General features: G+C 59.4%; 11 protein-coding genes. 7 read left to right on the plus strand and 4 right to left on the minus strand.

What is annotated here, in order from left to right; genetic code table 11:
• Positions 1-73 precede the first annotated feature (73 nt).
• Positions 74-787, minus strand: coding sequence for a FadR/GntR family transcriptional regulator (locus FBZ97_RS08065; protein WP_069614737.1), 714 nt, complete (start codon positions 785-787; stop codon positions 74-76).
• Positions 788-999: 212 nt separating this feature from the next.
• On the opposite strand from FBZ97_RS08065, the gene FBZ97_RS08070 reads away from it, so the two are divergent.
• From FBZ97_RS08070 to FBZ97_RS08090, 5 genes are all read left to right on the plus strand, one after another.
• The gene (locus FBZ97_RS08070) at positions 1,000-2,946 is read left to right on the plus strand and encodes an ABC transporter substrate-binding protein (RefSeq protein WP_145318131.1); all 1,947 of its coding nucleotides are present in this window, start codon (positions 1,000-1,002) and stop codon (positions 2,944-2,946) included.
• 86 nt (positions 2,947-3,032) lie between these two features.
• The gene (locus FBZ97_RS08075) at positions 3,033-4,019 is read left to right on the plus strand and encodes an ABC transporter permease (protein ID WP_112722390.1); all 987 of its coding nucleotides are present in this window, start codon (positions 3,033-3,035) and stop codon (positions 4,017-4,019) included.
• 9 nt (positions 4,020-4,028) lie between these two features.
• On the plus strand, positions 4,029-5,150 hold the full coding sequence (locus FBZ97_RS08080) for an ABC transporter permease (protein ID WP_145318134.1): 1,122 nt from the start codon (positions 4,029-4,031) through the stop codon (positions 5,148-5,150).
• A 7-nt stretch (positions 5,151-5,157) separates the two neighbouring features.
• The gene (locus FBZ97_RS08085) at positions 5,158-6,879 is read left to right on the plus strand and encodes an ABC transporter ATP-binding protein (RefSeq protein WP_145318137.1); all 1,722 of its coding nucleotides are present in this window, start codon (positions 5,158-5,160) and stop codon (positions 6,877-6,879) included.
• Between the two features lie 129 nt (positions 6,880-7,008).
• On the plus strand, positions 7,009-8,196 hold the full coding sequence (locus FBZ97_RS08090; protein WP_113333273.1) for a galactarate dehydratase: 1,188 nt from the start codon (positions 7,009-7,011) through the stop codon (positions 8,194-8,196).
• An 85-nt stretch (positions 8,197-8,281) separates the two neighbouring features.
• On the opposite strand, the gene FBZ97_RS08095 is transcribed toward FBZ97_RS08090, so the two are convergent.
• From FBZ97_RS08095 to FBZ97_RS08105, 3 genes are all read right to left on the minus strand, one after another.
• Positions 8,282-9,592: an MFS transporter gene (locus FBZ97_RS08095; RefSeq protein ID WP_145318140.1), complete on the minus strand. Its 1,311-nt coding sequence runs from the start codon at positions 9,590-9,592 to the stop codon at positions 8,282-8,284.
• A gap of 157 nt (positions 9,593-9,749) precedes the next feature.
• Positions 9,750-9,956 carry a KTSC domain-containing protein gene (locus tag FBZ97_RS08100; RefSeq protein ID WP_092706279.1) on the minus strand — a complete coding sequence of 69 codons (207 nt, stop codon included), beginning with the start codon at positions 9,954-9,956 and terminating at the stop codon, positions 9,750-9,752.
• Positions 9,957-10,072: 116 nt separating this feature from the next.
• A complete protein-coding gene (locus FBZ97_RS08105; protein ID WP_145318143.1) occupies positions 10,073-10,504 on the minus strand; it encodes a VOC family protein in 432 nt (143 codons plus the stop codon).
• A gap of 69 nt (positions 10,505-10,573) precedes the next feature.
• Between FBZ97_RS08105 and FBZ97_RS08110 the strand changes: the two genes are divergently transcribed.
• Entirely contained in the window at positions 10,574-11,155 is a 582-nt protein-coding gene (locus FBZ97_RS08110) for a TetR/AcrR family transcriptional regulator (protein WP_145318146.1), read from the plus strand.
• A gap of 199 nt (positions 11,156-11,354) precedes the next feature.
• Positions 11,355-12,341, plus strand: coding sequence for a BMP family protein (locus FBZ97_RS08115; RefSeq protein ID WP_145318149.1), 987 nt, complete (start codon positions 11,355-11,357; stop codon positions 12,339-12,341).
• Positions 12,342-12,351: the final 10 nt, after the last annotated feature.

Raw genomic sequence — 12,351 nt, forward strand, 5'->3', positions numbered from 1 at the left:
CTTTATCATCTATCGGGACGCAAACGAGGAGGCGTAAAGAAGTCATCACCTCGCCTTCGCCCCATCCAATTCCCTATACGCCCTGGAACATGCGGGCGCGTGCATTCAAGATATGTCGCTTCATGGCATCGTGAGCCTCAGTCTCCTGCCGCGCGAAAATCGCCTGCACGATGACGGCGTGCTCATCCTGAACACTGCGGATCTGCTCGGGCGTCCGCTTGAGGCTGAGGCTGCGGGTCACGGAATGACCGATAGCGAAATGCGGCCGGAACAATTCACGGACGGTAATATGGAACTGATTGCCAGTCGCGATCGCAATGGCGTCGTGCAGCTCCTGATCCTCTTCCGCGCCAAGCCGGCCCTCGCGAAGACATTGTTCGATCTTTTGAAGCGCTGCGGTGATCCGTTCCTTGTCGTCAGCCTGCCAGTTGCGCGCCGCAAGCTCGGCCGCCTCGGCCTCGAGCCCGGCGCGAAATTCGAAAAAGCGCTGGACATCGGCAAGCGACCCTACAGGCACCATTTTCAGGACCGAGGAATCCGGCCTTTGCCTCACATAGGAACCCGACCCCTTGCGCGACACGATCAGGCTGTCGGCACGCAGTCTCTCCAGGGCGTCGCGCACGACGGGTCGTGACGCGCCGAACATGTCCGCAAGCTTCGCTTCCGCCGGCAGCCGCTCATTCACCGGAAAGGTTCCATCCGCAATCATGGCGACGATCCTCTCATAGATGATGTCGCCGAAGCGCGTCGCGCCCGCACCGGAATCGTTGGCGACAGAGAGTTTCATCATCGTCCTTCGTGAATGCTGGCCGGCGACAGCCATAGCGCATTTCCTGCGCGACAGGGCTACTAAATCTGTAAAAATCTGTCAACTCTTGTAATTATCTGAGAACGTAATATGGTCTCGACGCTGCGCCTGAGGGGTGCATGGCGATGGGACGGGAGCCTGTCGCATCGGTCGAGGCAAAGCCCGGCCGAAATCAAAACGGGAGGGATTCGATGCGCGATGAAATATTGTCCCGCGGAGTGAGCAGGCGTGCCGTCCTCGGCGGTATGGCGGGCATGGCAGCCCTGTCTCTGGCCGGTCGTGTCAACGCTGCCGATGCAGGCGGTGAGGCACCCGCCCTGGCTGCGCTCGTCAAGGATGGCAAGCTGCCGCCACTGGCCGACCGGCTGCCGAAAAAGCCGATGGTCGTCACCCCTTATGAAAAAGTCGGCACCTATGGCGGCACCTTACGGCGCGGCCTGCGAGGCTCGTCCGACCACAACGGTATCCTGCGCGTGGTGGGCAACCAGAGTCTGGTGCGCTGGAATCTCGAATTCACGCAGGTTTTGCCGAACCTCGCCGAACGTTGGGACGTCAATGCCGACGCCTCGCAGTTCACCTTCTATCTCATTCAAGGCGCACGCTGGTCCGACGGTCAGCCATTCACGGCGGATGACGTCGTTTTCGCCATCGAGGACTGCGTCAAGAATACCGATCTCTATAGCGCAACGCCGGCTCAGCTCTCCGTTGCCGGCAAGGCAGTCGATGTCACGAAGATTGACGACTATACGGTGAAATTCACCTTTGCCGCTCCGAACGCGCTTTATCTGGAAAATCTCGCCACCCCGCTCGGCCAGCATCCAACGCTGTTTCCGAAGCACTATTGCAGCCAGTTCTTGCCGAAATACAATCCGAACGTCGCGGAGGATGCGAAGAAGGCCGGCGTCAGCAGTTGGCCCGAACTCTTCCGCGCACGCTGCGGCGACATCGAAATCCCCTCACGCTGGGGCAATCCGGACAAGCCGACGCTCGATCCCTGGGTCGTCAAGGAACCCTATACCGGCGGAGCAACCCGTGTCGTCATGACCCGCAACCCATACTTCTGGCAGGTCGATACCTCAGGCAACCAGCTTCCCTATGTCGACGAGATCAATTTCGGCATCTCGCAGGATGTGGAATCGCTGATGCTGAACGTCATTTCCGGCAAGATCGATATTCAGGAGCGCCATATCAGCGTGCTGGCCAACAAGCCGACGCTCTCGCAGAACATGAAGAAGGGCGATTATCGCCTTCTAACTCTTGTCCCTTCCACCTCGCAGCAATGCCAGATCTACTTCAACATCACCCATAAAGATCCGGCCATGCGCAAGATGTTTGCCGACAAGTCGGTCCGGCAGGCGCTCTCGCTCGGGATCAATCGACAGGAAATCATCGACATCGTCTATTTCGGCCAGAGCGAGGGATACCAGGCCGGGCCGCGACCGGAGCATCCCTGGTACAATGAAAAATATGCCCGTCAATTTACCAACTACGATCCGGACAAGGCCGGAGCCATGCTCGATGAGGCCGGCTACGGCAAGAAGGATGCAAACGGCTTCCGCCTGAGGCCGGACGGCCAGAAAGTCTTCTTCGCCGTCGACGTCATACCGACCCTCTATCCCGATCTGGTCGATGCCCTCGAACTGGTGAAGGCGCATTGGGCACAGATCGGCGTCGACATGAAGGTCAATACGATCGAGCGCGCGCTTTACTACACCCGTGGCGACGACAATGCCCATGATGCTCAGGTCTGGCCGGGGCCTGGCGGCCTCGATCCGATGCTCGATCCGCGCGATTTCTTCGCTTTCCACCCGCAGGGTTCGCGCTACGCCATTCCATGGTCGGTCTGGTACACCTCGAATGGCAAACAGGGCGAGGAGCCGCCGGAGAGCCAAAAAAAGCGCATGAAGCTTTTCGACGAGGCACGCTCGACGGCCGATCTCGACAAGCGCGGCGCCGTCATGAAGCAGATCTTCGACATCGCCGCCGAAGAATTTGAAACTGTTGGGCTTTGCCTTGCCGTCGGCGGTTTCGGCATCATCCGCAATAACCTGCACAATGTTCCGGAAAAGCAGCCGGACAGCTGGTCCTGGCCCAATCCGGGACCGGCCATGCCGCAGCAATTCTTCTTCACCAGTTGATTGCGCCGATCAAGCGCCGCCTTCCACGGGCGGCGCTTTCCTTGATGCGGAGCTGCCCGTGGCAGCACTCACTGCGAGAAACAGCCATGCTGGTCTTCATCGGTAAACGCCTCTTGTGGATGATCCCATCCCTTTTCGCCATCAGCTTCCTGGCCTTCGTGCTGATCCAGCTGCCTCCCGGCGACTATGTGACGACCTACATCGCCACGCTCGCCTCTTCGAATGAAGTGGTCGATCAGAACACAGCTGCGCAATTGCGCGAACGCTTCGGCCTCGATCAGCCGATGCTCATCCAATATCTGAAATGGATGTGGGGCATTCTTTCGCGCGGCGATTTCGGTATTTCGTTCGAATGGCAACAACCGGTCTCGGGCCTGATTTGGGAGCGCATGGCGCTGACGCTCATTCTGGCACTTGCAGCGCTGATAGCGACCTGGGCGATCGCGCTGCCGATCGGCGTCTATTCCGCCGTCAAGAAATATTCGATCGGCGATTATTTCTTTACCGCCTTCACCTTTCTCGGGCTCGCCATCCCCTCCTTCCTGCTGGCGCTGGTGCTGATGTATGTCGCAGCCGTCGAGTTCGGCCAGGATGTCGGCGGTCTGTTCTCCACCGAATTCGAGACGGCGCCCTGGAGCATCGCCAAGATGCTGGATCTGCTCTCGCATTTGTGGCTGCCGGTCGTCATTCTTGCCGTTTCGTCGACCGCAAGCCTCATTCGCGTCATGCGCGCCAATATGCTCGACGAGCTGCCGAAACCCTATGTGACAACGGCTCGGGCAAAAGGCCTCTCCGAGTTTCGGCTGCTTGTGAAATACCCGCTGCGCATCGCGCTCAATCCGTTCATCTCCACCATCGCATGGCTGCTGCCCAATCTCATTTCGGGCTCAGTCGTCGTCGCGATCGTTCTCAACCTGCCAACGGCGGCACCATTGCTGCTGCAGGCGCTGATGGCGCAGGACATGTATCTGGCCGGTGCCTTCGTGCTGCTGATCTGCGCGCTGACGCTGATCGGGTCGCTCATCAGCGACATTCTGCTTGCCCTTGTCGACCCCCGCATCCGGTTGGAATAGGAGCAGCCCATGGCCGATACCGCCGTCACGAACCTGCGCCCCGACCGAAACGCCGTCGCCTCGCAATGGCAGCTGATCTGGTGGGCTTTCCGCCGCCACAAGCTTGCCATGGTCGCCCTCGTCGTCACCATATTGATGTATATCGTCGCGGTCGCGCCCGGCTTCTTTGCCATCAATGACCCCAATCAGCAGAATGCACGCGCAACCTTTCACCCGCCGCAGAAGGTGCATTTCTTCGATACGGACAACGGCTTCTCCTTCGGGCTGCACTATTATCCGCTAAAGCTCACACGCGATCCGGAAACGCTTGCGCCGATCTTCAAGGAAGACACGACCAAGCGCGTCTCAATCAGCCTGTTCGGTCGCGGCTACGAATATTCCGTACTCGGGCTCTTCACGAGCAACATTCACCTGCTGGCCTCCACGGACAAGACGACACCGCTTTTGCTGTTCGGCGCAGATCGGCTCGGCCGTGACGTCTTCAGCCGCACCGTCCAAGGTGCGCAGATTTCGCTATCGATCGGCCTCGTCGGTGTGTTCTTCTCGCTTCTACTCGGTATCGTTCTTGGAGGAGTTTCAGGCTATTACGGAGGAAAGCTCGACTTCTTCATCCAGCGCCTGATCGATTTCGTGCTGTCGCTGCCGACCATTCCGATCTGGCTTGCCATGGCGGCGGCCCTGCCGCAGGGCTGGCCGGCGGCGCTGCAATATATGATGATCACGATCATCCTGTCGTTGACCGGCTGGGCCCAGCTCGCCCGCGTCGTGCGCGGCCGCTTCCTGTCGCTGCGAACAGAAGAGTTTGTCGCCGCAGCCAGACTCGACGGCGCCAGCGAAGGGCGCATCATCTTCCGCCATATGCTGCCGAGCTTCGCTAGCCACATCATAGCCTCGATCACGCTTGCCGTGCCGGCGATGATCCTAGCCGAGACATCCCTCTCCTTCTTGGGGCTCGGCCTGCAGCCGCCGACCATTTCTTGGGGCGTGCTGTTGCGCGAGGCGCAGAACATCCGCTCGATCGCAACCGCACCATGGCTCTTTCTGCCGGGTGTCGCCGTCGTTATCGCCGTCATGGCCCTGAACCTTCTCGGCGATGGCCTGCGCGACGCGGCCGATCCCTACAACAAATGAGGCGGGCATGACCGATATCGTTTCCATGAACACCGCTCGCCCTCTGCTGCAGGTCAAGAACCTCACCGTCGACTTTCCCTTGCGAACCGGCACGTTTCGCGCGGTCGATAATCTCTCCTTTGCCATCGAGCCTGGAAAGACGCTTTGCGTCGTCGGCGAGAGCGGATCGGGCAAATCCGTGACTGCACGCTCGATCCTGCAGATCGTCGATGCCCCCGGCCGCATCACTGGCGGCTCGATCATTCTCAACGGTGCTGGCGGCAGTTCGGTCGATCTCGTCAAGCTCAATCCGCGCGGCCGGCAGATCAGGTCAATCCGCGGACGCGACATTGCCATGATCTTTCAGGAGCCGATGGCGTCGCTCTCGCCGGTCCACACGGTCGGCGACCAGATCATGGAGGCGCTGCGCCTCCATACGAAGATGAGCAAGGCTGAGGCACGCGCCGAGGCGATCTCGCTTTTGAAACAGGTGGAAATCCCCTCGCCTGAAAAGGCGATCGACCGCTACGCTTTTCAATATTCGGGCGGCATGCGTCAGCGTGCCATGATCGCCATGGCGCTTGCCTGCAAGCCGCAGCTTCTGATCGCCGACGAGCCGACGACGGCACTTGATGTCACGACGCAGGCCGAAATCCTCGACCTCATTGCCCGGCTGCAGAAAGCCAATGGCATGGCGGTGCTGTTTATCACCCACGACATGGGCGTGGTCGCGCAGATCGCCGATGATGTGCTCGTCATGCACAATGGCGTCGTTAGGGAATACGGTCCGGTCGAGCAGATCTTCCATGCGCCGAAGGACGATTATACCCGCATGCTGATCGGCTCAGTGCTGAAGCTCGAGAGGAAGGCCGAAATCCGATTGGCGCGGCCGCCGCTCGATAGAAGCGCTGTCCCGATCCTCGAATTGCGCAATGTATCGATGAGCTTTGGCGAAGTCCGCGCTCTCAACGACGTCTCGATCTCGCTTCTGCCGCGCGAAACGCTTGGGATCGTCGGCGAGAGCGGATCGGGCAAGACGACGATGGGCCGCTCGATCATGCGCCTTATCGATCCGAGCGCAGGCGAGATCCTCTATCGCCGCGCCGATGGCGACGTCACCGACTTGGCAAGCGCCAAGGGGGCGGCCCTTGCGGCAGCGCGCCGCGAGCTGCGCATGGTGTTCCAGGACCCATTCGGCTCGCTCAATCCGCGCATGACGGTCTCGCAGATCATCGGCGAGCCATTGCTCGTCAACGGGATCGCCAGGGGCCGGGCGCTCGACGAGCGCGTCTGCCATCTGATGGAGCAAGTCGGCCTCGATCCGAGGGCGCGCGAGCGTTATCCGCATGCCTTCTCAGGCGGTCAGCGCCAGCGCATCGGCATTGCCCGCGCCATTACCCTCAATCCTCGCGTGATCGTCGCGGACGAGGCGACCTCGGCTCTCGATGTTTCCGTCCGCTCGCAGGTGCTCGATCTCCTTATGCGGCTGCAGGACGAACTTGGCCTCGCTTATATCTTCATCAGTCATGATATCGGCGTCATCCGCTACATGTGCGACCGCGTCGGCGTCATGTACAAAGGGCGCCTCGTCGAGGTCGGCGATGCCGACAAGGTCTGCAATGCACCCGAACATGCCTATACGCAGGCGCTGATTTCGGCGATCCCTCGCCCTGACCCTCGCGACAGGGATCACTCGCGGCGGTTCCGCTATGTCGAGCCCGAAACCGTGAAGAACGGGAGCGCGGCTTGATGCCTTCCCTCGACAACGCCGCAACGCCCATTTTCCACGAGCCAGGCTTCCCCGCGATGCGCGCAATGATTTCCCCACCTGCGGCACCTCCCATGCCGCATTCATGTCAATCGATAGAAGGAAGATAAGATGAAGATCGACCGCATGCGGGTATTTGTGACCCGCGACAAGGATCGCCCGCGCGTCATCGTGGCGCTGGATACGGACGATGGACTGACGGGCTGGGGCGAGTGCTACAACCACGGCCCGGATTTGGCACTGCCGCCGATTCTCGACTATCTCTACGGTTTCCTCGCCGGCCAGGATCCAAGCCGGATCGACTATCTCGTCAACCTGCTGATCCAGCAGAGCCGCTTCCCGCCGGGCGCGCTTGGCCTTTCGGCGATTTCCGCGCTCGATCACTGCCTCTGGGATCTTTCAGCCAAGGCCCTCAATGTTCCGGTCTACAAGCTGCTCGGCGGCGCGGTGCGCGACCGCATCAAGGTCTATGCCGGCGTCTACACCGCTCCGGATGCGCCGGCTGCCCGCGACGAGCTCGACCGTCTGAACGCCGAATGGGGCTTTACCGCCTTCAAGCTCAGCCCATGGCGCATCGACATGCACGCCCATCGCTGGGGCAATGTCGTCAAGGCATCGGCCGACTATTTCCGTTCGCTGCGCGAGACCGTGCGCGACGACTATGAGATCGCCTTCGACGCCCATGCGAAAATCTTCGAGCCGGTCGCCGCCCGCCAGCTCGGCAATGCGCTGGCTCCTTATGATCCGCTTTTCTATGAAGAGCCGCTGCGGCCCGAAAACATCGAGATGTGGGGCGAGCTGAAACAGGGCCTCAATTGCGTGCTCGCGACCGGCGAGTCCCTCTATAACCGCAACGAGTTCCTGCGCCTGCTGCAGGTCAAGGGCGCCGACCTGATCCAGCCCGACATCTGCGTCGTCGGCGGCATCAGCGAGATGCGGCGCATCGCGACGATCGCCGAAGCGCATTTCGTCGGTGTTGCCCCACACAATCCGATGGGACCGCTCGCAACCGCCGTCAACGTGCATTTCTCGGCCGCCGCACAGAACTTTAGGATACTCGAATATCGGCTGCCGAAGGGTCAGGCCTACGTCTATGGCGGCAACGAAGTCGAACAGCGACAGGGGGAAACCCGCTATGTCGTCGACCCCTATCTGCCGAAGGACGGTTATCTCGAGCTTAGACCCGATCGGCCCGGCTGGGGCGTCGAGATGGACGAAAAGGCCATGGAAGAGGAAGGTTATATCCATTGGCAGCGGCGCGTGCCCAAGCGTCCGGATGGTTCCTACGCCTTTGCGTGAGCTTAGTATCAGCACCAGAAAAAATTGGGGCGGCCATCAGGCCGCCCCTCTCATTTGGCGGATGCTTTTGCGAGCATGAGCGCAATTATTTCACGCGGGCTGCGTTAGGATTGCCAAGATCTTCCGGCCGGGGTGTGCGCGGTATCATGCGTCCGATCACAAGGACCAACAGCACCGCAATCAGAAGGCAGGCGGCCAAGAAGAACATCGGCGCGATCGTGCTTCCCGTGGAATCCTTGATCCAGGGCACGACGTTCTGAGCGATGAAGCCGCCGAGATTGCCGACTGAATTGATGGCAGCAAGGCCCGCTGCCGCACCCGCTCCCTGTAGGAAGCGCGACGGCAAGCTCCAGAACACTGGCTGACCCGCGAAGATGCCGGCCGCCGCAATGGAGAGGAAAACAAACTGCAGCGTATGGTCGGGAATAACGGCAGATAACACCAGGCTTACGGCGCCGACCAGCGCGGGAATGACGATATAGGGCGTCTTGGACTCCGCCTTGTCCGCTGCGCGCGGGACGGCATACAGAGCGATGGCGACGAGAATCCACGGGATAATGTTCAGGAAACCGTTCGTCGTGTTGCTGACGCCGAAATTCTTGACGATCGTCGGCAGCCAGTAGCTGAGGCCATAGGCGGCGAGCGGGAAACCGATATAGCAAAGCGCCATCAGCAGCACGCGCGGATTGACGAGCGCCTTGAAGCCGTCGGCGGCGTTCTGCTCCATGCCGGAATTTTCCACCGCGAGCCGGTCCTTCAGCCAGTTCTTTTCCGTATCGTCGAGGAACGTCGCTTTGGATGGCAGATCCGGTAGGTAAGACAGGGTTACGAAGCCGGCAATAATGGCTGGGATACCGGTCACCAGGAAGACCCATTGCCAGCCGGCAATACCATAAAGGCCGTTCAGGTCCAGCAGCACGCCACCAAGTGGCGCGCCGATCGCATTGGCGAAGGCGCTGAAGATCATGAAAAGCCCGACCATCGTGCCGCGATAGGCCGAAGGATACCAAAGGGTTAGCAGATAAAGTACGCCTGGAAAAAATCCGGCCTCGCAAGCGCCTAGCAGGAAGCGAAGAATATAGAACATGGTCGCATTCTGCGTATAGGCAAGCGCGACCGTGACCGCGCCCCAGGAGATCAGAATGCGCGCAAACCACCTGCTGGCTCCGAACCTGTCCAGAAGCAGGTTGCTCGGCACCTCGAAGATGAAATAGCCGATGAAGAACAGCGACGCGCCAAGGCCATAGGCGTACTCGCTCATGCCGAGCGCATCGACCATCTCAAGCTTGGCGTAACTGACATTCTGGCGATCGATATAGGCGATCAGATAGAGGATGCCCAAAAAGGGCATAAGCCTCCAGGTGATCTTGGAAATAAGCTGCTTCTCATCAATCACGCATCTTCCTCCCTGAAAGGTGGTTATGAGTGATATAGATAGCGCAACTTAGTGTTTATCAATGCACCGAGACATAAAGCTCGTTCGACTTCGTGATGGAAAACGAACGAGCTGGCTCCTTCAAAGCGAAGGCGCCGATCAGCCGGCGGCTCGCTTTTCAAGCGACTCGTTCGAACTGGGTGCGGATATGCTCGATATAGTGTTGGCCGGGCGACGGCGCTTTCACCATGGCGATCGCCGCCTTCTGCGGAACGCCGGTGAATTGACGTTCCTCACCGTTCTTGAAGCGGATGTAAAGCCGTCCGTCATCCGGGCGGAAATAGACTGATTTGATGATTTTTGACGAAACCGGGAGCTCTTGCATGGGTCACCTTACCTCTGGCCCGCTTTGTCGCATGAAAAGCGAAATATTGGGTGAAGCGACCTAGTTAATCAAAGATAGAGTTGCATCGCTCGATTTTATCGATTGCGCCCAGCACCTTAACGATCCTGCGGAAGTGCGTGCTCGACATAGAGAGATGCGAACTCCGCACTTGGCGGTATCGGCTTGATGATGTCGATCAAGACGCCGTTGGGATCGGACGTGATGAAATGACGCTGACCGAAATCCTCGTTGCGGATGGCCAGCAGGATCGGCAGGCCGGCCGCCCGCAAGCGCCCATGAACGGCATCGACATCATCCACTTCAAAGTTGAGCAATAAGCCTGCGACCTTACCGCGCCCCTGCAGCGGAATCGTCTCATGCTGCCCATTCAGAATGGCGAGATTGACGGCGCTGTCCTCAGCCGACTGCAGATGGACGTACCAATCACTGGTGAAACTCTCCTGGAGGCCGAAATGCTTCACGTAAAAGGCAGCGGTTTCCTCGACGCGCTCAGTCATGATCACCGGATAATAGCTCGTTACCTTCATGCTTCACTTCCTCCCTCAAAAGACATACAATCTGTCTGTATTATTTCGAATAACATACAGGCTGCATGCATGCAAGATCCGCGCTCCAACCGTGAGAGAACCGAAAAGACCAAGGCTGCACTCATCGCGGCTGCCCGCGCCCTATTCGTGGAAAAGGGCTATGCCGAGACCTCGACGCCGGAGATCGTGGCCGCCGCCGGCATCACGCGCGGCGCGCTCTATCATCATTTCGAGGACAAGCGTGCGCTGTTTCGCGCAGTTGTCACAGAGGAAGCTCTGGCGGTGACCCGCGCCATAGAGAAGGCAACCCCTGATCATCTTGCGCCCCGCGCCGCCCTGATCGCCGGCAGCAATGCCTATCTCGATGCAATGCGGGTTGTCGGCCGCACGCGACTTCTACTGATTGAAGGACCGACTGTGCTTGGTTTTGTCGATATGAAGCAGCTGGATGAGGAAACCACCACCCTTACACTGAAACATGGTCTGGAAGCGACGCTCAGTCGTAGCCAGGGGGCGGATATCGCCGTTGAGGCCTTCGCCGATATTCTCTCAGCGGCCTTCGATCGCGCCGCTCTCGCCATCGATGCGGGGGGTGATGCGGATCGCTATCGCGCAGCCATTGCACATATGATCGACCGTATTGCAGCTTGACATCATGCTTGCTCGCCAGACCACAAACGGTGGTCGCCCGAAAAACAATTGAATACCCGCTCGGGCTATCTAGTGCTGTAAGCGACGAGTAGATTTCGAGCGCTCTCGCATATTATTTAAGCACGCCAATTGCTTGACACTTTTTTAGCCCCCTCCTATGATTTTTTACCAAACGATCAAAAAGCAGGGGAACTGAAAAATGACCAATAGAATCATACTGTCACGCCGCGCTGTCATCGCATCCGGCATCGCGCTCGGCGTCGGCGCTCTTGCGCCAGCCGCCCGCGCCGCAGCGCCGCTCAAAGTCGCAGGCATTCACGCCTCGCCGGTCGAAAACGCGTGGAATTCCTGTCTTCACAAGGCGCTTCAGGATGCCGCCAAGGAAGGCGTTATCGAATATGTCTTTTCCGAAGGCGTTTCGGGTACGGATTATCCGCGTGCCATGCGCGAATATGCCGAACAGGGCAACAAGCTGATCATCGGCGAGGCCTATGCTGTAGAGAAGGAAGCACGCCAGGTTGCTGCCGACTATCCGGATACGGCTTTCGTTCTCGGATCCAGCGGCGAGGCTGCCGAGAGCAATTTCGGCGTCTTCGGCACCTGGAACTATGACGGCGCCTATCTCGCCGGTATGCTGGCGGGCAAGATGACCAAGTCGAATGTCGTCGGCTCCGTCGGCGCCATCACGATTCCCGAAGTCAACATGCTGATCAATGCCTTTGCCGCGGGCGTCAAAGCGGTCAACCCCGATTGCAAGCACCTCGTCTCCTTCATCGGCACCTTCTTCGACCCGCCGAAGGCGCGTGAAGCCGGTCTCGCGCAGATCGACGCTGGTGCCGACGTGCTCTTCGGTGAGCGCATCGGCACGGCCGATGCCGCCAAGGAGCGGCATATCAAATCGGTGGGATCGCTGATCGATTACACGCCGCGCTATCCCGACACCGTTTTCGCCAATGCCATGTGGTATTTCCGCCCCATTCTCAATGCCGCAATCGCCGATGTTGCCGCCGGCAAGCCGGTTGGCCGCAACTACACGGCCTACGGCCTGATGAAGGAAGGCGGCAGCGATATCGTCTATGTGAAGGGCACAGCACCAGCAGAGGCCGAAGCTGCAATGGAGAAGGTCCGCGCCGACATCAAGGCCGGCAGCTTCGAAGTGCCGAAGGTAGCGGATCAGCCGAAGTAATCCTTCGGCT

The sequence above is a fragment of the Rhizobium sp. ERR 942 genome (assembly GCF_007828395.1).
In the GTDB taxonomy this organism is placed as follows: Bacteria; Pseudomonadota; Alphaproteobacteria; order Rhizobiales; family Rhizobiaceae; genus Rhizobium; species Rhizobium dioscoreae.